Source organism: Bradyrhizobium japonicum USDA 6 (assembly GCF_000284375.1).
Classification (GTDB): domain Bacteria; phylum Pseudomonadota; class Alphaproteobacteria; order Rhizobiales; family Xanthobacteraceae; genus Bradyrhizobium; species Bradyrhizobium japonicum.
In genome coordinates this window covers 6,186,542-6,207,814 of the sequence record NC_017249.1, presented here as the reverse complement: position 1 = coordinate 6,207,814, position 21,273 = coordinate 6,186,542, and the positions used below count along the sequence as shown (strand labels likewise).

Here is a 21,273-nt window from a genome sequence, read left to right as displayed (position 1 = left end):
GTTTGGCAGCCGCCTGTGCTAGGATGGCGGGACTTAAGGTCCTACATAAAAAAGGGAGCGAAAGCATGGGCGGCGTGAGCGTTGGTGTCCTCGATCATTTCAACATCCGGACCCGGAATCTGGCCGAGACGGTCCGCTTCTATGAGGACGTGCTGGGCCTGGAAAAGGGCGCCCGGCCCGATTTCGCCTTCCCGGGGGCCTGGATGTACAGCGAGGGCAAGGCGGTGGTGCACCTCGTCGATATTTCCCCGACCCCGGAGCCACAAAAGCCGGATTCCGGCGTTGTCCACCACGTCGCCTTCGTCAGCCGCGGTTTCGACGGCATGAAGCAGCGGTTGGCGTCCAAGGGCATGAAATTCGACTCCCGCCAGGTGCCCGGCGGCGACCTCTGGCAGATCTTCGTCCACGACCCCAACGGGGTCATGATCGAGCTCAATTACGAGGCCGCTGCGGAGCAGGGGGCTGCCCCCGCGGAGATGGCTGACGATATCGGCAGGCAGTAGCCTTTTGGCCGTTTCCGCTCTAATGGGGCATCCTCAAGCCTTGAGCATGATCTTATCGGAAAGCCGCTCCACACTTTTCCGGATCATGCTCTGTTCAGGAGATGCGCTTTGAGCGTGACGCAGCAACAGGTTCTCGACAGCCTCGCCAGGATCAAGTCGCCCCGCGGGGTCGCGCTCACCAATGCCAATGTGCTGAGCGCGATCAGCGCGGCCGACGGCAAGGTGTTCTTCTCGATCAACGTCGATGCCGCCGAGGCGCGGGCCTGGGAATCCGTCCGGGCCGAGGCCGAGGCCGCGGTGCGCGCCATTCCCGGCGTCACCACCGTGATGGTGGCGCTGACCGCCGAGCGCAAGCCGGGTGCAGCGCCACCACCGCCGCCAACGCCGAGCCGCGGCACGCCGGGCGTGCAGCCGGTCCACGCCCACAAGCCGCCGCAGGGCGGCCAATCGCCGATGGCGCGGCAGTCCGAGATTCCGGGCGTCGCGGCCGTGATCGCGGTCGCCTCGGGCAAGGGCGGCGTCGGCAAGTCGACCACCGCGCTCAACCTGGCACTGGGCCTGCGCGACGTCGGCCTCAAGGTCGGGCTGCTCGATGCCGACATCTACGGCCCCTCGGTGCCGCGGCTGACGGGCCTGCACGAGAAGCCGGAGCTGGACGGCGAGCGCAAGATGATTCCGCTCCGGCGCTTCGGCCTCGCCATCATGTCGATCGGCTTCCTGGTGGAGGAGGAGACCGCGATGATCTGGCGAGGTCCCATGGTGATGTCGGCGGTGACTCAGATGCTGCGCGACGTCGCATGGGGGAGCCTCGACGTGCTCGTGGTCGACATGCCGCCGGGCACCGGCGATGCCCAGCTGACGCTGGCGCAGAATGTACCGCTCAAGGGCGCCGTGATCGTCTCGACCCCGCAGGACCTGTCCCTGATCGACGCAAGGCGGGGGCTTGCGATGTTCAGGAAGGTCAACGTGCCCGTGCTCGGCATCGTCGAGAACATGAGCTACTTTCAGTGCCCGCATTGCGGCACGAAATCGGACATTTTCGGCCATGGCGGTGCGCGCCACGAGGCCGAGAAGCTCGGGGTACCGTTCCTGGGCGAGATCCCCCTGCACATGGCGATTCGCGCCACCTCGGATGCCGGCAATCCCGTGGTCGACAGCGAGCCGGACGGTCCTCATGCGGCGATCTATCGCGCTATTGCGGGGCAGGTCCGGGACCAGCTCAAAGGCGTTATCGCCGCGGCCTGAGCCGGCTTTTGGGGGCATGCGACTTTCGTAGAGCCCCGTCATGCCATTGTCGCGTTCCGAAAGCGGGGCTTCCGTGTTAAAGGCCACGGCAGTCAAGCCCCTTCGGTTCGACGCGACCTAGAGCGCGTCGCCGGAACGAGCGGCGACAACGAGGAAGTTTAGGGGAAACACCCCAACAAGGAGAGACCTGAAGATGAAGCGTCGTGATTTCCTGAAAGTGTCGGCAGCAGGCGCGGCGGCGACCGCCGCGGTGGCCTCGCCGGCGATCGCGCAGTCCATGCCCGAGATCAAGTGGCGCCTGACGTCGAGCTTCCCGAAGTCGCTCGACACCATCTATGGCGGCGGCGAGCAGCTGGCGAAGTACGTCGCCGAGATGACCGACAACAAATTCCAGATCCAGGTGTTCGCCGCCGGCGAAATCGTCCCCGGCCTCCAGGCGCTCGACGCGACCTCGAACGGCACGGTCGAGATGTGCCACACCGTCTCCTACTACTATGTCGGCAAGGACCCGACCTGGGCGATCTACGCCTCGGTGCCGTTCGGCCTCAACGCACGCCAGCAGAACTCCTGGTGGTACCAGGGCGGCGGTGAGCAACTCGGCAACGAGTTCTTCAAGAAGTCGAACGTGATCGGTCAGCCCTGCGGCAACACCGGCACCCAGATGGGCGGCTGGTTCCGCAAGGAGATCAAGACCGTTGCGGACCTCTCCGGCCTCAAGATGCGCATCGGCGGCATCGCCGGCCAGGTGCTCCAGAAGGTCGGCGTCGTGCCGCAGCAGCTCGCCGGCGGCGACATCTATCCGGCACTGGAGAAGGGCACCATCGACGCCGCCGAGTGGGTCGGCCCCTACGATGACGAGAAGCTCGGCTTCGCCAAGGTCGCCAAGTACTACTACTATCCCGGCTTCTGGGAAGGCGGTCCGACCGTCCACGCCTTCACCAATTTGGACAAGTGGAATTCGCTGCCGAAGAACTACCAGGCGATCCTCACCAACGCGATGGCCAACGCCAACAGCTGGATGGCCGCGCGCTACGACATGCAGAACCCGGCGGCGCTGAAGCGTCTGGTCGCCGGCGGCACCCAGCTTCGTCCCTTCACCAACGAAGTGCTCGAGGCCTGCCTCAAGTCGACCAACGAGCTGTGGGGCGAGATCTCGGCCAAGAACCCCGACTTCAAGAAGTCGATCGACGCCATGCAGGCCTACCGCTCCGACGAATATCTGTGGTGGCAGGTCGCCGAATACACCTACGACAGCTTCATGATCCGCTCGCGCACCCGCGGCTGATCTTTCGAAACGTCGCAAGGCGACAGAGCCCGGCCTCGTTCGCAGGCCGGGCTTTTTCTTTGCCGCCAGCGGCCGCCCAAACGAAAATATGAAAAACAACCCCATGTACAGTAGAAGCGGGGTGAGGGCAGGTTGCCCTCTGGATCCTGCCAACAGCTTGACGCGTCGGGGCAAATCAGCAGGAAGGGGCAATCGTCGCGCAGTCGGGGCCAACGCGGCGATTTTGCCTGATCGCGGCATCTGGCATAACATCGTCATTTGCCGCGCGTCTGTTCCCACACCGTCATTGCGAGGAGCCCTTGCGACGAAGCAATCCAGACCGTGACCGCGGAGGGTTTCTGGATTGCTTCCGCCTTTGCCGAGGCTTCGGCGGACAAGTCGTACGCTCGCAATGACGAGTGGTGGAGTTGGAGCTCGACCCAGCAAGGAACCCGTTTGACACGTCGGGCAAAACAGTGGCAAAAAGCAATAATCGCATAATCCGAAATTAGGGCTTCGGTGCCGATCCCGTGAGGTGACGATGAGCTTCGATCCCGATGAGGTTCAACGCGCGCTGCGCAAGGCATGGTCGCTGTCGACTTCCAGCCAATGGACGCCGAACAATCCGGCGGCAGGGCAGTGCAACGTCACGGCGCTGCTCGTTCACGAACTTTTCGGCGGCGAGCTGCTGAAAACGCCTCTGCCGGCGGCCGATCATTTCTACAATCGGATCGAAGGCCGGCGCTATGACTTCACGGCGAGCCAGTTCGATCGGCCGATTACCTACGTCGACTTGCTCACGGATCGAGCCGACGCAGAGCTGGGAGCAACGAGCGACCAACTGGCCGAACTCAGAGCCGCTTTTCTGCGGCACTGTACTAGGCCGTGTACCTATAAGCCCGGCGGCGTCACGCGACTGCTGACTAAGTCTGCTTTGCTCCTATAGCGACCAAGTTCGTGCGGCAGCACAGTATGTCACGATGGGCAAAAGTCGGACTCAAGCGGCTACTAGGATGGGCTGTCCGAGTCTACCGGAACCGTGAAGTGAAAAATGGCGCCGCGGCCTTTATCGGCGGTCACCCATACTTGTCCTTCATGCGCCTCGATGATCGACCGGCAGATTGACAGCCCCATGCCCATGCCATCCGTTTTGGTCGTGAACATCGGGTTGAATATCCGATCCACGGCGCCGCCGGGCTCTAGACCTTCCCCCGTGTCTTCTACAGATACCATCACGTATCTGGAGTGATGGACTTCAGACCTTATGGATAGGACCCGCTCCCCATTCTTCGTGGCCATGGAGTCGATTGCGTTCGTAATCAAATTCACCAGCACTTGCTGGAGCTGAACCTGTTCGCCTCTTATCCGCGGCAGCCGTTTGTTAACGTCGGCTTGAACGGCGACCCGATGTCTCCGCAATTGGTCACGGACGACGGCCAGAGCTTCCTGGATGACATCGTCGATATCGAGCGAAGTCCGGGTCCGTGCACCCGTCTTGAAATGCACCCGGATATTTTCGATCACGGCGTCCGCATGGTGTCCGGTGGTCACGACGCGCCGAAATGCATTCCTGGCACTATCGAGGTCAGGCTCGACACGATCAAGCCAGTGCAATCCCGCGTTCGCACTAGCTATGATCGCCGTTAATGGCTGTTTGATTTCGTGGGCAATTGAAGCCGAGACGGCGTCGCCGGTCATCAGCCGCGCCTCACGTTCGCGACGTTGCGCCAGGACCGCGCCGAGCAGCTGCGCGTGAAGCGTCGTTATCTCATACAGCAGGACAAAGAGTACAAGAATGCTGGACAAGAACCCGAAGACCCGGCCAGCATACCAGCCGGCGCTGAACCGGGCAAAACCGGGAAACGAGACCAGATAGATCTCAATTGCATACGCGCAAACAACCACCATCAGCCACAGATCGAGCACCGAACGCTGGTGCATCCAGAGCAAAGTGAGCGCAACTGCGTTCCACAGGATTAGACAACTGGCAATATAAAGCGCGAGGTTAGAAAAATGGACCGGGTCGAGCATGATGCGGGGCAAGTATGCCTCACCCACTGTGACAAGAACTGTCACGGCACACACAACGGCTGACGTCATCGCAACACTCGAAAGAATCGTCGCGCCCACTGAGCCCTCCCACAATCGCTTGGGCGGATCGGCCACCTTCAAAAGGGTATATGCGATGACGAACGTAGGAAAACCGGCGTACCTCAGAGCGTTGAGCCAATCCGTGCTCTGTAGCCCCGCGCCAAGCAGGCCAACTGGCGCGAACGCCCCTGGAAAGACCAGCATCCAGGGGACAAGCATGAGCCCCGTGAAGAGATACCCGGTTGAGATTGCGAGGAGGGCACTCGAACGCAGGGTGGCGAACTGGTTGAACAGCAGGACCGCGGTGATCATGTCATTCACGAACATCGCCGTGCCGTAGGCCGGGACGAAGCTATCGATCCGCGCCAGCTGGACGTTCGAGAGCGCCCCTGCCAAGATTAAGACGACGCCCAGGAAAGCGAGCATGACCGCAAGGGCAAGCCGTTTCTGCGCCCGGCCGGGCGAAGGTCGCAAGGGCGAAAGACTGATCCTCCGGGATAATGACGGCGGGCTTCATCATCGGAGCGAATCTTCCCAGCGGCTGGAACGCGCGGCACGAAGCTGCCCTGAGTTTCGTCTGGACGGAGCGTATGTTTTCGAGACGATGTTTTCAACTTGCCGAAGACGCGCTTGCAGGGTTTCAGTGGCCTGCTGCTGGTCCGGACCGGGCGGCACTTAAAGGTCCGCTTCGGGTCATTCGCGTCATTTTTGGCCTGTTTGCCGGATGTCTGCTTCTCCCCTGACAGCAGCGGAACAGCACACATCCACCAACCGCTGCTTGGGGCCAGGAACGGACTCATGCACCGCGCAGCAATTTATCTATTCGATCACCTCGTCGGCGCGGACGAGCAGCGTCATTGGAATGTCGAGACCGAGCGCCTTAGCGGTCTTGAGGTTGATATTCAGGGTCACTTCCGTCGTCTGCTGGACGGGAAGCTCCGCCGGACGTGCCCCTTTGAGAATGCGATCAACATAGCCCGCGGCGCGTTGCCATAGTTTGAAAAGATTGGCCGAGTACGACATCAGTCCTCCTCTCTGAGCCGAATCGCGGAATGGATAGATCGTTGGTAAGCGCCGCTCTGCGGTGAGCGCGATCAGCCGGGGAACGAGGGGTATCAGCGATGGATCGTCGGTGACGACGACGCCATCGAGGCCGCTCTCTCCCAGCGCGGCGAAGCTGTTCTCGATTTCCGCGAGCCGCACCGAGAGGGCTGTCAACTCGAGACTGAGCCTGGGTGCCGCGTTTTGCATGAGTTCGACTTGGTTGGCAGTCGTCGGATTGTCAGGATTCCACAACACGGCGACACGACGCATTTTCGGTGCCGCCTCCTTCAGCAGCTCCAGCCACTTGACGCCGTAATCGCCGGAGAGTTGAGACAGCCCAGTGATGTTGCCGCCTGGCCGGGCAAGGCTTGCCACAAGACCGGCTCTGACGGGATCTCCGCTCATGCAGACGATCGGCACGGTGGATGTTGCACGTTGCGCAGCCTGCGAAGTGGGTGTGCCTGGAGTCACGAGAACATCGACGTTGAGCGTGAGCAGTTCAGCGATCAGCGCAGGAACGCGCTCCGGCTTTCCGTCGGCGTAGCGTTCTTCGAGCAGCAGATTGCGCCCCACTACATATCCAAGTTCTGCTAGTCCTTGACGGAATCCGGTCTGGTAGTACACGTCCGTCCCGCGAACGCCGCTCCAGACGTAGCCGACCCGCGGCACCGCTGGTTGCTGCGCGTGGGCTGCGAGGGGCAAGGCCATTACCGCAGCGCCGAGAAGAGTGACAAAATCGCGGCGTTTCATTAAGTCACCTCGCGGCGCGCTACCGCTACAATATGCGCCCGCAACTCGGAATTTTGAATGGGTTGAGCCGGTGAAATAGCCGTCAGCCCGAGATGAGTCCAAGTATCCGAGGGCATATTTCGTTGATCGTGAGCCTCCTCGGTAGAGGCTGCGCGGTCCCCCGATGTCTGGTATGGGTCATTTTCGACGGTTTCAGCGGAGATGGTCGGCCGGCTGATGTTCGCTTCTACCCCGTAAGCGTCCAACCGGGGCCCGCCCGGACGCGTTGCGTCTGGCCAGACCCCTGTGATTCAAGCTTCCAAACTGGAGCTCGAATCATGCGCTACGAACTCGCCGATTATGAATGGATTGCCATCAAGCCCATGCTGCCGAACAAGCCGCATGGCGTTCCTCGGGTTAACGACCGTCGTGTCCTTAATGGCATCTTCTGGGTCTTGCGCTCTGGAGCACCTTGGCGTGATCTGCCCGAGACGTTTGGTCCGTACTCCACATGCTACAACCGCTTCGTCCGTTGGCGGCGGGCTGGGGTCCGGGGCTGCGTCATGGACGCACTTGCTGCTGCCCATGATGCCGCAGTCCAGATGATCGACACCTGGATTGTCCGCGTGCATCAGCATGGGGCCTGCATCACAAGGAACCAGCGCCAATCGATGGGAGGTCACGCGGCGGCTTGACGAGCAAAATCCACGCTGTGGTAGAACCGTTCAAGACCACCGATCTACAACTGCGGACCGGATAGTCTGACCTCTCGCTCGGCGCGGAAGACATTGCCATACAGGTTGCTGATCCATTGTCTTCCGCTCGAGGTTACGTTCAGATAACGGATCGCCGCCGGGACTTGTGGTGCGACCTTGGTCCAGTAGAACTGCGGATATTTGTGCACCACGTCCGCGGGTGTGGCGTATCCGAGCGATTTGTTGAGCCCGATTTCTTCGAATTCGTAGAAGAGCGCATTTGATTTCTTCATGTAGTTGGGATCGCCGAGCTGGCCGATCAGATCAGCGGCACGCAGCAGCAAGCCTTCCTCCTGGTCCAGATCATCCTTGGGTTCGCTCGTTGGTGTGTCTGCATAGGGAACGCGGGTATATTCGATCGCCTGGGCAACGCGAGCGGCGTCGATCTGGTCGACTGCGTCCAAACGCTCCGCGGCGAACAATTTTGAGCGATCGACGTGGTAGGGCGCGAGCGCTGCATCGGAGGAGCCGACCGGCAGCTCAACCGTTCGGCCGGTACCATCAACAACATAGGCTCCGTCCTGGTCTCCATGAATTACGCCTCGAACGTAGCCGATGTCGTGAATCAGGCACGCCAGGATGAAGTGAGCATAATCGCTGGCCGTTGTTTGCCTTAGAAGAGAGCGACCGATCAGAATGTCGTGCCCAACCAGCGTGACCAACAGGGTGTGCTCTACGTTGTGATACAATGCATCGCTGTTGCCGATACATTCCAGGGCCAGCTTCGCTGCGTAGGGGAGCAATTCCGGCAAGTTGGCATGCGATGAGCCGAAGCGGCCTTTTGTCTCCGAGATGAGGAACGCACCGAGCGCCTGGGACGTCAGTTCTGGAATTGTTATCATGAGCAAGGTCCTCGTCGACGAACCCCCGGTAAGCCTTCTGCGGGGATCAGGAGGGAGAGGAGGTCACTGGAAGAATGCGACGCCGACCTTGAAGTGCCGGGTGCCGGCGAACTGAAGGGCGACGTCGCCGCCTCAAATGGGGCTGAATACGACGTGAGGCCAAAAGACGAGGGTGATGCTTGACCTAGATCAACGTGGCTGGGGCGCATGCTACGTCTGCCCGGCAGCAAAGTCCGTTCAGGGTGGTCAAAAGCCGCCGTGCGGCGCGAAGGCCAGTCAGCCGGAGGCTGGCATCGGCGGACAATTCAGCCATGGCGCCAATTTGTCGCCAGACGCGGCTGCTCCGCCCTAAAAAGCGCGAAGGGTGCACCGGTACGCTCGGGATTCGAATGAACTCCACCCGACGGCGGAGCGGCATGTTATTCTGGCTCATTGTATTTATGTGATTATCAGGGGACCGGATCATGATTCCTCAGGATCGGTTTCGCGGCCTTTTTCATAAATATCTGCTCGCGCTTTTCGTGGCTGTCGCGATCCCACTTGCATTCAACGGCGTCATTGAGGCGTGGTTCGGCTATCGCGATCAGCGCGCGAGGCTCGACCAGTGGCTTAGCCTCCAGTCCGCATCCGCGGCCGCCGAAATTCACGATTTCATCCACGGCATCACGAGTCAGCTTGGCTGGCTGGTTCAGCTTCCATGGAGTGACGAGTTCGACGAACGCCGGCGGACCGACGCGTTGCGCCTGCTTCGACAAGCGCCCGCCATCGTCAGTCTCACACTTCTCGACGGCAACGGCTTGGAGCGTCTCTACATCTCGCGGATCGGCCTCAATCGTATCGAGAGCCGCACGGACCGATCAGCCGATCCCGCCTTGGTTGGTGCCCGCGCGGCTCAGATCTGGTTCAGCGACGTCAGCTACAATCGAGGCTCCGAACCGTACTTGACGGTCGGGATGGCCGGCAACCGGCCGGCTGTCGGCGCAGTCATAGCCGAAGTGAACCTCAAGCTGATTTGGGACGTGATCTCGGCGATCAAGGTCGGAAGGACCGGCTCCGCCTTCGTCCTGGACCGATCGGGTCGCCTGATCGCCCATCCCGACATCAGCCTCGTGCTCCGCGGGGCGGAGGAAGCAACCTCCAAACCGTTTCGGGCCGTGCGGGACGCGATAGGGTCGAAAGCGGGCTTCGCAACGAGCCGGGATGCACAAGGACACTATGTTGCTGCCAGCGCTGCTCCCGTACAGGGCCCCGACTGGACAGTCGTGGTCGTGCAGCCGCTGTCCGAAGCTTACGCGCCGATCTATTCCGCCCTGTGGCGGACGGCAATGCTCCTCGCAATCAGCACCATGCTCGCAGGGATTCTTGCCTATGCATTGGCGCACCGGATGACGGAGCCGATCAAGTTGCTCGAGGAGGGCACGGAGAGGATTGGTGCCGGGTCCTTTGACCACCGCATCTCGATTGACACCGGGGACGAGTTCCAGCGTCTTGCAAACAGTTTCAACAGAATGGCTTCCGAGCTGGCGCTGGCGCAGCAGCACCAGGAGCGCATCGCCAAGCTCAAGCGGTTCCTTGCCCCCCAGGTCGCCGATCTCGTCGATCGAGCCGGCGATGACAGCGTGCTGGACGGCCGCCGTACGGAAGTCGTCGTTGTCTTCTGCGATTTGAGGGGGTTCACCGCGTTTTCAGCAGGCGCCACGCCCGAGGAGGTCATGAGCGTATTGTCGGAATATTATGAAAGCCTTGGCAGGGTCATCGCGAAATTCGAAGCAACGCTGATCAATTTCTCCGGCGACGGACTGATGGTGCTGGTGAACGCACCTGTCCCGGTCGAAGAGCCTGCATTGAGAGCCATCGATCTCGCCGTCGACATGCAGACGAACGTGCAAGCCCTCATCGCCGGCTGGCGATCGCGTGGCTACCACGTTGGTTTCGGAATCGGCCTTGCCAGCGGGCCGGCGACTGTCGGCCGGATCGGATACGAGGACCGGCTCGACTACACCGCCATCGGGAGCGTCGTGAATCTTGCGGCCCGGCTGTGCGCATCTGCCGCAGACAAGGAAATCCTGATCGACGCCAAAGTCGCCGCCGACGTCAAGGGCAGGCGGCCCGTTGAGGATCTCGGGGGCCGCGAAATCAAAGGATTTGACGAAGCCATTCCAGTCTTCGGAATATCCTTCGAGGCTCTCCAGCCGAGTGGCCGCAGGATGCCTGGCGCAATCCGCTAGAGACTGTTCGCGTATCCGGCGCTATGCTCCGGCAAACGGCTGACGGCAGCGGGTCCGTGGGCATGAGGTGCGCCAACCCTGAAGCAGCAACGCTACGCAGACGCCCCCGACGGCGTGATTTTCTTCTTTGGATGGCAGGCGCCGCGACGTGGACGACCGTCTCGTATGGGCAGAAGCCCTCCATGCCTGTCATCGGCTATCTTTGCCCGGAGTCACCCGAGCTCTTTGCCAGCCGACTAGAGGCTTTCCGACAGGGACTGGAGGAAGCCGGCTTCGTCGCGGGTCGCAATGTGGCGATCGACTTTCAGTGGGCTAACGGACAATATTCTCGATTGCCTGCCCTGGCTGCCGAATTGGTCGCCAGAAATGTGGACCTGATCGTGGCTCCTGGCGGGGCTCCCGTGGCACTTGCCGCGAAGGCTACGGGTACGACCAAGACGATCGTGTTCGAGATGGGCGGCGACCCCGTTCAGCTGCGCGTGGTGGACAGCCTGTCGCGGCCGGGCGGAAATATCACGGGGGTATCGAGCCTGAGCGTCGATGTGTCGCCAAAGCGGCTTGAGCTGATGCGCGACCTGTTGCCCACGGCGACCAGATTGGCGGTGGTCGCCAACCCGACAAGTCCGACCGCACCATCACAATTGCAGAAGCTTCAGGCGGCCGCAGAAGCCCTGCGGGTTCAACTGCAGATCTACAGCGCAAGCAAGGAGGATGAATTCGAATCCATGTTCGCTGCCGTGGCCAGGGACGGGGCCAAGGACGGGCCGAGCGGAGTTGTGTTTACCTCCGACCCCTATTTTGCATTTCGCAGTGTCCGGCTGGCGGCTCTCGCGATGAAATATCAATTGCCCGCAATCACGCAGACCCGAGACTTTCCCGTGGCTGGAGGTTTGATGAGCTACGGCGGAGATTTCATGCAGTCGCACCGTCGCGCGGGTATCTATGCCGGACGCATTCTGTCGGGTGAGAAGCCTTCTGATCTTCCGGTTCAACTCGTCACGAAGGTGGAGCTCGTTGTCAATTTGAAGGCAGCGAAACTGCTCGGCCATCCGTTCTCCGCAGCAGTCATTGCCGGCGCAGACGAAGTGATCGAGTAAGCCATCATGGGAACGTGCCCAGGTCGGCTTACACGGACCTGACAGGGGGCGTGGGCCGCCCTGCCATGTGCTTTTTCGCTGGCCGAGGCGGCCGGAATGGTGGAAGAGAGCGAAGATGCGGCGAGAGCCGTGATTGCACCGGAACATCCGGCGGGACTGCGATGCGCCTTCTGATCGTCGAGGACAATGTCGAGCTGTCGCGGCTCGTTGCCGCCGGGCTGTCGGCCGCCGGCTACCAGAGCGACATCGTGAGCACCGCGGCCGAGGCGCGCGAGGCGGTCAGCAGCATCAGCTACGCTGCGATGATTCTCGACCTCGGCCTTCCCGACGGCGATGGCCTGTCGGTGCTGCGCGAGCTGCGCCGGCAGATGGAGCCGCTGCCGGTGCTGGTGCTGACCGCGCGCGGCGGCCTGCAGGACCGCGTCAGCGGCCTGCGCAGCGGCGCCGACGACTATCTGGCAAAGCCGTTCGCCATGGAGGAGCTGGTGGCGCGGCTGGAGGCGATCCTGCGCCGGCCGGGCCAGCTGCTCGGCCGCTCGTTGCGCCTCGCCAATCTCGTCTACGACACCGAAAGCCGCCAGATCTTCGTCGACGACCAGCCGCGGATCATCTCCGCGCGCGAGACCTCGGTGCTGGAGATTTTGCTGCGCCGGCAGGGGCGGGTGGTGCCGAAGAAGAACGTCGAGGACCACATCTTCGGGCTCGAAGGCGAGGTCGCCTCCAACGCGGTCGAGGTCTACGTCTCGCGGCTGCGCAAGCAGCTCGCCGAGCACGGCGCCAAGGTCGTGATCCACACCATCCGCGGCGTCGGCTATCTCATGTCCGAGGAGAAATAGCGTGGCGGCCGCCGGGGCCTATGGCAGATCACCGACATTCAAATCGTTGATCTGGCGCATCGTGTTCATGCACATCGTGGCGGTCGCGATGGTCGCGATCTTCCTGCCGCTGGTGCTGTTCTGGCTGCTCAATTCCGAAGTCGACCAGCTGCACCGCGAAGCCATGCGGGCACAGGCCGAGGTGCTGGCCGAGCGCATCGTCGCGGCGCCGGACGGCCTGCTGACGTTCAACCTGCCGGACAGCCTGCGGGGCCTCTATTCGGAAGCCTACGGCCGCTATCTCTACGACATCCGCGATGCCGAAGGCCATTTGCTGTTTTCGTCCCGCCGCAAGACGGGAGCGGCAGCGTCGGCGCCGCCGACTCTTTCCGAGACGATTTCCGGCGCCGGCGTCACCCGCATCATCGACGGCAAGATCGTGCGCATCCGCGTGGCCGAGGACCTGGCGCATCGCGACGTCATCATCGACGACATCATCTCGAACTTCTTCCGCCGGGTCGGCTGGATCACCATTCCGATCCTGCTGATCCTGCTCGCCGCCGACATCATCATCTTCCGCCGCGCCATCGCGCCATTGTGGAAGGCGTCGGAGGAGGCCAGCAATATCGGGCCGGCGCGCACCGACATCCGCCTGCCGACGGAGCAGATCCCGCGCGAGATCATGCCGCTGGTCACCGCCGTCAACCAGGCGCTCGACCGGCTCGAGGACGGTTTTCGGGTGCAGCGGCAGTTCACGGCGGACGCCGCGCATCAATTGCGCACGCCGCTCACGATCCTGCGCACGCGGATCGAGACGCTGGGCGATGGCGCCGCAAGGCAGGCGCTGCACGACGACATCGAAGGCATGAGCCGCATCGTCGCCCAACTGCTGGAGATCGCCGAACTCGACACCCTGGTGCTCGATCCCGGCGAGACCGCGGATCTGCGCGCCGTCTGCGCCGAGGTGGTCGGCTCCATCGCGCCGCTCGCGATCGCGCAGCACAAGGACATCGCGCTGAAGGGCGCCGACGCGCCGGTGCTGATCCACGGCAATGCGGAGATGCTCCAGCGCGCGATCTTCAACCTCGCCGAAAACGCCATCAAGTTCACGGCGAAGGATACCGCGGTCGACGTCGAGGTGCGCGAGGACGGTTCGGTGCGCGTGCGCGATTGCGGCCCCGGCATCGCGGAGGCCGAGCGCGAGCTGATCTTCCAGCGCTTCTGGCGCGCCGACCGCCAGCGCAGCGACGGCGCGGGCCTCGGGCTCTCGATCGTGCGCGGGGTCGCGGACGATCATGCCGCGACGGTGGCGGTGGAAAATCTTCCAGGCGGCGGCGCGGAGTTCACGCTGCGGTTTCGGCTGGCGGAGGGAGCCGTTGCTGCTCCCTCCCTTGGTCAGAGCTGATCGTCGAGCCCCGCGAGGGGCGCGCTATTTCAGCTTGCCGGTGGACAGGTCCATGATCATGCGCGTGGCCAGATAGAGCCGCGGCACGATACTGTTGATCTGGACGTATTCGGCATCGTTGGAGTGCGCGCCGAAGCCGGACAGGCCCATGCCTTCCACCACGGCGCCGCTGGTCTTGAGCGCGGCAAACGCGGCGTCGGTGCCGCCGCCGGTCGCCTTCTCGTCGACCTTGAGGGACAGTCCGATCTCCCCATAGATCGTCTTGCCGTAGGCCGCGACGCGGCGCGAGGCGTCGTTGGCCTCCAGCGGCGGGCGGCGCACCTCGAATTTCAGCTCGACCCCGGAGTCGGGCAGCAGGCGATTCTTGATCTTCTCCTGCAGCGCCTTCTGCAACTCGTCGAAATCGGCGACCTTGAGCGCACGCGCATCGGCCTGGGCCGAGGCATCGGCCGGGATCACGTTGCGGTTGGTGCCGGCCTTCGAGACCGTCCAGTTCAGCTTCAGGCCCTGCTCGGGCTTGGACAGGTCCTTCATCTGCAGCACCTGGTGCGAGAGCTCATACAGCGCGTTGACGCCGCCCTCGGGCCGCGCGCCGGCGTGCGAGGACTTGCCGTGCACCGTGAGATAGGCCGAGCCGATGCCGCTGGTGGCAAGGCGCAGCGTGCCGTCGGTGCCGCCGCCCTCGAACGAGAACACCACGTCCTGGTCCGCGGCGAATTTGGTGATGGTGCTGCGCCAGCCGGGCGAGGAGATCTCCTCGTCGCCATTGGTGAGCACCGTGAGCGTGCCGTAGTCCCTGAAGTTGAGTTTCTGGAGCATCGCCACGGTATGGAGAATGAGCGCGACGCCCTGCTTGTCGTCGGCAATGCCGAGGCCGTAGGCCTTGTCGCCGTCGACGCGGAACGGCTGGTCCTTCAGCATGCCCTTCAGGTACACCGTGTCCATGTGGGCGATCAGCATGATCTTCTTGCTGCCGGTGCCCTTGAACACGGCGTGCACGGCCGGGCCGATCGTCTCGGGCGTGTCGTCGAGGCGATAGACGTCGGTGGGGTGCAAAATCTCCACCGTGCCGCCGAGCTGCTTGAGCTGGCCGGCAACGCGCTCGGCGATCTGGTTCAGGCCGTCGATGTCCTTGCTGCCGGATTCGATGCTGACGAGATCGCGCAGCGTGTCGAGCAGCGGCTGCTGTTCCTTTTGCGCCAGCGCATGCACATCGGTCATCGGTTCCGCATGCGCAAACGTTGCGGCACATGCCAGCCAGAACGATGCGATCAAGGGAGCGAGCGACGGAACAGGGAACGATCGGGACATGCGCGGCGGTCCATCAGTTGGAGGATGGCCCGGTATGCCCGTGTTTCCGGCGCATGTCACGCGCGGCGGTGCGCGCGTCATGAACCGCCGAGGCGGAACATGACGGCGATGGTCATGGCCGCTACTTCTGCGGCGGTCCGAGATCCAGCGGCGGCAGGTCGATCTGCGGCACCTCGATCTTGACCTTGTCGAGGTCGACGTTGAGCGGCTTGTCGAGCAGGCCCGTCACCACGGACGGGAAGATGATCACCAGCAGCACCATGATCATCTGCAGGCCGATCCAGGGCATCGCGCCCCAATAGATGTCGGAGCTCTTCACTTCCTTCGGCGCCACGCCGCGCAGGTAGAACAGCGCGAAGCCGAACGGTGGATGCAGGAACGAGGTCTGCATGTTCACGCACAGCATCACGCCGAACCAGATCAGCGCCGCGTCCGGTCCCACCACGGGGGCGAGAATCTTCTGCGCGATCGGCGCGATCATCGGCAGGATGATGAAGGCGATCTCGAAGAAGTCGAGGAAGAACGCCAGGAAGAAGATGAAGAGGTTGATGAAGATCAGGAAGCCCCAGACGCCGCCGGGCAGCGAGGTCAGGAGATGCTCGAGCCAGACGCCGCCGGAGACGCCGAGGAACACCACCGAGAAGCAGGTCGAGCCGATCAGGATGAAGGTGACCATGCAGGTGAGGCGCATGGTGGACTCGTAGCCCTGCTTGATGAGGTCGCGCAGGTCGGGAATGCGCGCGGCCTGGAAGCAGATCCACGCCACCGCGAGATAGGTCACAGCGAAGGCGAGCTTGAAGATCAAGTTCTCGCTGTACAGGATCGCGACGATGGTGCCGATGCCGGCGGCGACAACGCCCGCGACCAGCACCTTGCGATCGTTCGAGGTGAAGTCCTTGTGGTGGATCGCGGCGAGCACGATGGCGCCGACCGCGCCCATGGCGCCGGCTTCGGTCGGGGTCGCTAGGCCCATCATCATCGTGCCGAGCACGACGAAGATCAGCACGGCCGAGGGGATGATTCCCATCAGGCACTTCTTCCACAGCGCCCAGCCGGTCAGCGTGCGCGCTTCCTTCGGCACCGGCGGCACGTGGCTCGGCTTGATCAGGCCGAGGATGAAGGTGTAGCCGGCGAACAGCATGATCTGGAACACCGACGGGCCCCAGGCGCCGAGATACATGTCGCCGACCGACTTGCCGAGCTGGTCGGCGAGCACGATCAGCACCAGCGAGGGCGGCACCAGCTGCGTGATCGTGCCGGAGGCCGCGAGCACGCCGGTGATGTAGCGCATGTTGTAGCCGTAGCGGATCATCACCGGCATCGAGATCAGCGCCATGGCGATGACCTGCGCCGCCACCGTGCCGGTGATGGCGCCGAGGATGAAACCGACGATGATCACGGAATAGCCGAGGCCGCCGCGGACCGGGCCGAACAGCTGGCCCATCGAATCCAGCATGTCCTCGGCTAGTCCGCATCTCTCCAATATCGCGCCCATGAAGGTGAAGAAGGGGATCGCGAGCAGCAGCTCGTTGGAAAGAACGCTGCCGAACACGCGGCCGGGAATCGCCTGGAGGAAGTTGAGGTCGAAGAATCCGAGATGAATGGCGAGGAAGCCGAAGGAGAGGCCGACCGCCGCGAGCGTGAACGCGACGGGGAAGCCGATCAGCATCGCCAGAACCAGGCCGCCGAACATCAGCGGCGGCATCATTTCCAGCGTAATCATTGGGTCGGCCTCTCATACTTGGCGTCGATCGTCACATAGCCCTGGAGAGCCGCGATACGCTTGATGACTTCGGAAACACCCTGGAGCGCCAGCAATACGAAGCCGGCGGGGATCACGAACTTGATGGGCCAGCGGATCAAGCCGCCGGCATTGCCCGACATCTCGCCGACGTTATAGGCCTGCATGAAGAACGGCCAGGACAGATAGGCGAGCAGGAGGCAGGAGGGGATGAGGAAGCAGAGCGTGCCGATCATGTCGAGCCAGAGCTGGCCGCGTTCCGAGAGCGTGAGGTAGAAGATCTCGACGCGGACATGCTCGTTGCGCTTGAAGGTGTAGGACGCGCCGAACATCACCAGGATGGCGAACATGTACCATTGCAGCTCCAGCCAGCCGTTCGAGGAGTTGCTGAAGGCATAGCGGATCATGGCATTGGCCGCGCTGACCAGGCACGCCAGCAGCACCAGGATGTTACAGACGTACCCAATCTTTTCATTGAGGGCGTCGATGGCGTTGCTCACCGCCAGCAATGGACGCATCTTACTTTCTCTCCGTCGCCGTCGCGGCCTAACACTTTACGGGAGGCTTCAGCACGCATCGCCTGGCCGGCGTGCGAAAAGCACGCGACCGTACGGATGAAATTCCGAGCGATTGCGGCGTCAGTCCTCCCCTCGCGCCTTGCCGTCTTGACCGCGACCGCCAAAGGGCGGGGCCGGCTTATTGCTGCCGGGCAAGCAAAGGCGGCTGCACCAAACCAGCGGGCTTGTGCGCCGTCAATCGGAAAATGGGCAAATTGACGCCGAGTCAAAAGCTTATGGCGGGGAGGGCGCGAATCCCTCAGCCGCCCGTGACGCTCATGTGCCTGGAGACGCTGGGGCGGTCGTGGCGGCGGTCGATGATGAAATCGTGGCCCTTGGGCTTCAGCCCGATGGCGCGGTCGATCGCATCCGCAAGCAGCATGTCGTCGTCAGATGCACGCAGAGGTTTGCGCAAATCTGAAGCATCCTCGTGGCCGAGGCAGGTGTGCAGCGTGCCCGTGCAGGTGATGCGCACCCGGTTGCAGGATTCGCAGAAATTATGGGTCATCGGCGTGATGAAGCCGAGCTTGCCGCCGGTCTCGGCAACGCTGACATAGCGCGCCGGCCCGCCGGTGCTCTCGGCCAGATCGGTCAACGTGAATTGCTGGGCGAGCCGCGCGCGCACCAGCGACAGCGGCAGGTACTGGTCGATACGGCCCGAGCCGATCTCGCCCATCGGCATGACCTCGATCAGCGTCAGCCCCATGCCCTTGCCGTGCGCCCAGCGCATCAGGTCGGGAAGCTCGTCCTCGTTGAGGTTCTTCAGCGCCACCGCGTTGATCTTCACGCCAAGCCCCGCGGCGCGCGCGGCTTCGATGCCCTCCAGCACCTTGTCGATCTCGCCCCAGCGGGTGATCTCGCGAAATTTCTTGGGATCGAGCGTGTCGAGCGAGACGTTGACGCGGCGGACGCCGCAATCGGCGAGCTCCCGGGCGTGTTTCGCAAGCTGGGTGCCGTTGGTGGTCAGGGTCAGTTCGCTCAGGGCACCGCTCGAAAGGTGGCGGGACAGCGAGCGCACCAGCGTCATCACGTTGCGGCGGACCAGCGGCTCGCCGCCGGTGAGCCGCAGCTTCTTCACGCCCTTGGCGATGAAGGCCGTGCAGAGCCGGTCGAGCTCTTCCAGCGTCAGCAGGTCCGCTTTGGGCAGGAACGTCATGTCCTCCGACATGCAATAGAAGCAGCGCAGATCGCAGCGGTCGGTGACGGATACGCGCAAATACGAGATGGTCCGCCCGAACGGATCGGTCATCGCGCTCGACAGCGCGTCGCGGGGGCTCGCTGCTGCGAGAGGGCTCGCGGAAAGTCCGTTCATACCAAATGCCTTGTCACTTACGGCGACGGGCGCACCTTTCGCGTCCAGCGGTGCCTTGGAAGCAATCTAAGCATCGGACGCGGCTAGGACAATCGGGTGGTATACGTAGATTTGCGCCTGGATCAGCGCGTGCCTGCGTTCGGATCGGGGAACGGCGAGCCCGCGGCAGGCGCGGCCGCAGCCGCGGCAGGGGCGGCCTCAGCCGGGGCAGCGGCGGTCGCGGCCGGTTTCGGCTTCTTGGGCCGGTGCGGCTTGCGGACCGGCTTTGGCGGGGCGGCCGGCTGAAGCTCCGCGAACACCGGATTCGGGTCGGTGGTGACCGAGGCGGGCGTGGTGAAATCCCCGGGATTCTTGATCACGTTCACCGGTACGCTCGCGGGCTGGTATTTTGGCAGCGCGAAAGCAACCGTGAAGGGGGCGTCGGGGGCGGGAACCGAGACGGAGCAGGGGGTCTTGCAGCCCGCACCGAGCGAGGTCGTGGCGTCAGCCCCCGGAGGATTGGATTCGAGCCGGACCTGGACGGTCGGCGGCGCCGATTTGAACATGTCCCAAGACATCGAGGAGCAGCCGCCAAGGCTCGCTCCCGCTAGCGCAATCGCGATGAAACGACGCATGACCACCCACTTCTAACTGCGACGAACCGCCACATCCCCGGGCGAACCTACGAGCGTCGTTCCAAGCAAGCAACCGGCGCGCTGCGCATAGATAATAGATGGTTAACGCAGGGTTCCGTGGAATATGGCAGTTATCTCAGAGGCTTGTGGTTCCTAGGCAGTCATCAGGCTGTGGGCCGCGGCAGGCAGGTCGCGCATGTGATGGATCAACCGGTCCGGCTTCAGCTCGGCGATCGGCACGTCCGTATAGCCGAAGCTGACCCCGATCACGGGCACCCCGGCGCGCCGGGCGACGCCGACGTCGGTTCCGGCATCGCCGACCATGATGCTGGCTTTGACCGCTCCGCCGGCGCGCGCCACGGTCTCGCGGAAAATGGTCGGATCGGGCTTCTGGACGCCAAAGGTGTCCGCGCCGCAGATCGCGGCAAAGCGGCGGGTGAGATCAAGCTGGTCCAGCAGGCGCTTGGACAGCCATTCCAGCTTGTTGGTGCAGACCGCCAGCCGGTGGCCCTGGGCCGCAAACTGGTCGAGTGCGGCCTCGAGCCCCTCGAACGGACGGGATTCGACCGCGATGTGGTCGGCGTAATAGGCGATGAAATCCGCCGTCATCCGGTCCATGTCCGCAGGGGTGACCGTGCGGCCCTCGGCCTCCAGCCCCCGTTCGATCAGCTTGCGGGCGCCGGCGCCGATCATGTTGCGGGCCGAGGCCATCGGCACGGGTGGCAGCCCTTCGCGGTCGAGCACGAAATTCAGCGCGGTGATCAGGTCGGGCGCCGTATCCACAAGCGTGCCGTCGAGATCGAAGACGAGGGTGTAAGGGGAGGTCATGGTCCCAGCGCTATCGGGCCGGCCGGATCGGCGCAAGGGCCGTAGCCATAAGTTCACCTTATAAGATCGGCCCGGAGGCCTGTTCCGGCGGGAAAAACGAGGCTACATAGGCCGCCGCAAGCAACCCATCGGCGGCACACTCTCAATTCAGGGGCGGGCGCATCGTGAACATGGACCAGTTGAAGCGGCAGGCTGCGGCGCGCGCCCTCGAGGAGGTGCGTGACGGCATGCAGCTCGGGCTCGGCACCGGCTCGACCGCCAAGCATTTCGTCGAGTTGCTCGGCGAGCGCGTGCAGGCCGGGCTGAAAGTGATCGGCGTACCGACCTCAGAGGCGACGCGCCTCGATGCCGAGCGCTGCGGTGTGCCGCTGACCACGCTCGATGAGATCGACCATCTCGACCTCACCGTCGATGGCGCCGACGAGATCGATCCCGACTTCAACCTGATCAAGGGCGGCGGCGGCGCGCTGCTGCGCGAGAAGATCGTGGCGGCCGCCTCGGATCGCATGATCGTGATTGCCGACGACAGCAAATGGGTGCCGACGCTCGGCCGCTTTCCGCTGCCGGTCGAGGTCATCCCGTTCGGGCTTGGCGCGACGCGCCGCGCGATCGAGAAGGCATTTGCCGAATGCGGCGTTTCCGGGCAAATGGCGGTCCGCAAGGCCAAAGGCGGCGACAAGGATGGCCACGTTTTCGTCACCGATGGCGGCCACTGGATCGTCGATGCTCAGCTCGGACGTATCGTGGACCCGCCTGGCCTCGCCAAGGCGTTGAGTGCGATCCCCGGCGTGGTCGAGCATGGGTTGTTCATCGGCTTGGCCAGCTCGGCCGTTTTGGCGGGCGGCGAGGGAATTCGCGTGATTGAACGGCGTAAGCCGAAAGGAGACTAGGA

Annotated in this window: 18 protein-coding genes and 1 pseudogene; 10 read left to right on the top strand and 9 right to left on the bottom strand. The window is 63.2% G+C overall.

The window, feature by feature from the left end; translation table 11 throughout:
- Window positions 1-65 precede the first annotated feature (65 nt).
- The 4 genes from BJ6T_RS29510 (at window position 66) to BJ6T_RS29495 (ending at window position 3,958) form a co-directional block, all read left to right on the top strand.
- Complete coding sequence (locus BJ6T_RS29510) at window positions 66-503, top strand: VOC family protein (RefSeq protein ID WP_014496211.1); 438 nt, start codon at window positions 66-68, stop codon at window positions 501-503.
- 108 nt (window positions 504-611) lie between these two features.
- Window positions 612-1,748 carry an Mrp/NBP35 family ATP-binding protein gene (locus BJ6T_RS29505; protein WP_014496210.1) on the top strand — a complete coding sequence of 379 codons (1,137 nt, stop codon included), beginning with the start codon at window positions 612-614 and terminating at the stop codon, window positions 1,746-1,748.
- 193 nt (window positions 1,749-1,941) lie between these two features.
- Window positions 1,942-3,033, top strand: a complete 1,092-nt coding sequence (locus BJ6T_RS29500; RefSeq protein WP_014496209.1) for a TRAP transporter substrate-binding protein — start codon at window positions 1,942-1,944, stop codon at window positions 3,031-3,033.
- Window positions 3,034-3,553: 520 nt separating this feature from the next.
- Window positions 3,554-3,958, top strand: coding sequence for a YunG family protein (locus tag BJ6T_RS29495; protein WP_014496208.1), 405 nt, complete (start codon window positions 3,554-3,556; stop codon window positions 3,956-3,958).
- A gap of 62 nt (window positions 3,959-4,020) precedes the next feature.
- Here the strand turns inward: BJ6T_RS29495 and BJ6T_RS29490 are convergent, their stop codons facing one another.
- Together BJ6T_RS29490 and BJ6T_RS29485 are read right to left on the bottom strand one after the other, a co-directional pair.
- A complete protein-coding gene (locus tag BJ6T_RS29490) occupies window positions 4,021-5,577 on the bottom strand; it encodes a sensor histidine kinase (RefSeq protein WP_225895029.1) in 1,557 nt (518 codons plus the stop codon).
- Window positions 5,578-5,922: 345 nt separating this feature from the next.
- Window positions 5,923-6,897 carry an ABC transporter substrate-binding protein gene (locus tag BJ6T_RS29485; RefSeq protein ID WP_014496206.1) on the bottom strand — a complete coding sequence of 325 codons (975 nt, stop codon included), beginning with the start codon at window positions 6,895-6,897 and terminating at the stop codon, window positions 5,923-5,925.
- Between the two features lie 317 nt (window positions 6,898-7,214).
- On the opposite strand from BJ6T_RS29485, the pseudogene BJ6T_RS46000 reads away from it, so the two are divergent.
- Window positions 7,215-7,597: pseudogene (locus BJ6T_RS46000) on the top strand (IS5 family transposase); the annotation flags it as partial.
- Window positions 7,598-7,615: 18 nt separating this feature from the next.
- Here BJ6T_RS46000 and BJ6T_RS29475 read toward each other — a convergent pair.
- Window positions 7,616-8,473, bottom strand: a complete 858-nt coding sequence (locus BJ6T_RS29475) for a hypothetical protein (RefSeq protein WP_014496204.1) — start codon at window positions 8,471-8,473, stop codon at window positions 7,616-7,618.
- Between the two features lie 464 nt (window positions 8,474-8,937).
- Between BJ6T_RS29475 and BJ6T_RS29470 the strand changes: the two genes are divergently transcribed.
- From BJ6T_RS29470 to BJ6T_RS29455, 4 genes are all read left to right on the top strand, one after another.
- Window positions 8,938-10,701, top strand: coding sequence for a cache domain-containing protein (locus tag BJ6T_RS29470; RefSeq protein ID WP_028169823.1), 1,764 nt, complete (start codon window positions 8,938-8,940; stop codon window positions 10,699-10,701).
- 131 nt (window positions 10,702-10,832) lie between these two features.
- Window positions 10,833-11,798, top strand: a complete 966-nt coding sequence (locus tag BJ6T_RS29465; RefSeq protein WP_014496200.1) for an ABC transporter substrate-binding protein — start codon at window positions 10,833-10,835, stop codon at window positions 11,796-11,798.
- 161 nt (window positions 11,799-11,959) lie between these two features.
- Complete coding sequence (locus BJ6T_RS29460; protein ID WP_014496199.1) at window positions 11,960-12,634, top strand: response regulator transcription factor; 675 nt, start codon at window positions 11,960-11,962, stop codon at window positions 12,632-12,634.
- A gap of 67 nt (window positions 12,635-12,701) precedes the next feature.
- Window positions 12,702-14,018 (top strand): sensor histidine kinase, encoded by a 1,317-nt coding sequence (locus tag BJ6T_RS29455; RefSeq protein ID WP_225895035.1) that lies wholly within the window; start codon window positions 12,702-12,704, stop codon window positions 14,016-14,018.
- Window positions 14,019-14,042: 24 nt separating this feature from the next.
- On the opposite strand, the gene BJ6T_RS29450 is transcribed toward BJ6T_RS29455, so the two are convergent.
- From BJ6T_RS29450 to BJ6T_RS29425, 6 genes are all read right to left on the bottom strand, one after another.
- Window positions 14,043-15,329: a M20/M25/M40 family metallo-hydrolase gene (locus tag BJ6T_RS29450; protein ID WP_039228297.1), complete on the bottom strand. Its 1,287-nt coding sequence runs from the start codon at window positions 15,327-15,329 to the stop codon at window positions 14,043-14,045.
- A gap of 121 nt (window positions 15,330-15,450) precedes the next feature.
- Window positions 15,451-17,052: a TRAP transporter large permease gene (locus BJ6T_RS29445; RefSeq protein ID WP_014496196.1), complete on the bottom strand. Its 1,602-nt coding sequence runs from the start codon at window positions 17,050-17,052 to the stop codon at window positions 15,451-15,453.
- The gene (locus BJ6T_RS29440) at window positions 17,049-17,588 is read right to left on the bottom strand and encodes a TRAP transporter small permease subunit (protein ID WP_014496195.1); all 540 of its coding nucleotides are present in this window, start codon (window positions 17,586-17,588) and stop codon (window positions 17,049-17,051) included. Before BJ6T_RS29440 ends, BJ6T_RS29445 begins: the two co-directional genes overlap by 4 nt.
- Window positions 17,589-17,886: 298 nt before the next feature.
- Window positions 17,887-18,939: a GTP 3',8-cyclase MoaA gene (gene moaA / locus BJ6T_RS29435; RefSeq protein ID WP_014496194.1), complete on the bottom strand. Its 1,053-nt coding sequence runs from the start codon at window positions 18,937-18,939 to the stop codon at window positions 17,887-17,889.
- A 122-nt stretch (window positions 18,940-19,061) separates the two neighbouring features.
- Entirely contained in the window at window positions 19,062-19,553 is a 492-nt protein-coding gene (locus tag BJ6T_RS29430) for a hypothetical protein (RefSeq protein ID WP_028169821.1), read from the bottom strand.
- A 153-nt stretch (window positions 19,554-19,706) separates the two neighbouring features.
- Window positions 19,707-20,381, bottom strand: coding sequence for an HAD family hydrolase (locus BJ6T_RS29425; RefSeq protein ID WP_014496192.1), 675 nt, complete (start codon window positions 20,379-20,381; stop codon window positions 19,707-19,709).
- A gap of 164 nt (window positions 20,382-20,545) precedes the next feature.
- Here BJ6T_RS29425 and rpiA point away from each other — a divergent pair, with 164 nt between their 5' ends.
- A complete protein-coding gene (gene rpiA, locus BJ6T_RS29420) occupies window positions 20,546-21,271 on the top strand; it encodes a ribose-5-phosphate isomerase RpiA (RefSeq protein WP_014496191.1) in 726 nt (241 codons plus the stop codon).
- Window positions 21,272-21,273 lie beyond the last annotated feature (2 nt).

Coding starts and splice junctions, on each gene's coding strand:
- BJ6T_RS29510 (WP_014496211.1), top strand. CDS start 66: ATGGGCGGCGTGAGCGTTGGTGTCCTCGATCATTTCAACATCCGGACC.
- BJ6T_RS29500 (WP_014496209.1), top strand. CDS start 1,942: ATGAAGCGTCGTGATTTCCTGAAAGTGTCGGCAGCAGGCGCGGCGGCG.
- BJ6T_RS29495 (WP_014496208.1), top strand. CDS start 3,554: ATGAGCTTCGATCCCGATGAGGTTCAACGCGCGCTGCGCAAGGCATGG.
- BJ6T_RS29485 (WP_014496206.1), bottom strand. CDS start 6,897: ATGAAACGCCGCGATTTTGTCACTCTTCTCGGCGCTGCGGTAATGGCC.
- BJ6T_RS29475 (WP_014496204.1), bottom strand. CDS start 8,473: ATGATAACAATTCCAGAACTGACGTCCCAGGCGCTCGGTGCGTTCCTC.
- BJ6T_RS29470 (WP_028169823.1), top strand. CDS start 8,938: ATGATTCCTCAGGATCGGTTTCGCGGCCTTTTTCATAAATATCTGCTC.
- BJ6T_RS29465 (WP_014496200.1), top strand. CDS start 10,833: ATGGCAGGCGCCGCGACGTGGACGACCGTCTCGTATGGGCAGAAGCCC.
- BJ6T_RS29460 (WP_014496199.1), top strand. CDS start 11,960: ATGCGCCTTCTGATCGTCGAGGACAATGTCGAGCTGTCGCGGCTCGTT.
- BJ6T_RS29455 (WP_225895035.1), top strand. CDS start 12,702: ATGCACATCGTGGCGGTCGCGATGGTCGCGATCTTCCTGCCGCTGGTG.
- BJ6T_RS29450 (WP_039228297.1), bottom strand. CDS start 15,329: ATGTCCCGATCGTTCCCTGTTCCGTCGCTCGCTCCCTTGATCGCATCG.
- BJ6T_RS29445 (WP_014496196.1), bottom strand. CDS start 17,052: ATGATTACGCTGGAAATGATGCCGCCGCTGATGTTCGGCGGCCTGGTT.
- BJ6T_RS29440 (WP_014496195.1), bottom strand. CDS start 17,588: ATGCGTCCATTGCTGGCGGTGAGCAACGCCATCGACGCCCTCAATGAA.
- moaA (WP_014496194.1), bottom strand. CDS start 18,939: ATGAACGGACTTTCCGCGAGCCCTCTCGCAGCAGCGAGCCCCCGCGAC.
- BJ6T_RS29430 (WP_028169821.1), bottom strand. CDS start 19,553: ATGCGTCGTTTCATCGCGATTGCGCTAGCGGGAGCGAGCCTTGGCGGC.
- BJ6T_RS29425 (WP_014496192.1), bottom strand. CDS start 20,381: ATGACCTCCCCTTACACCCTCGTCTTCGATCTCGACGGCACGCTTGTG.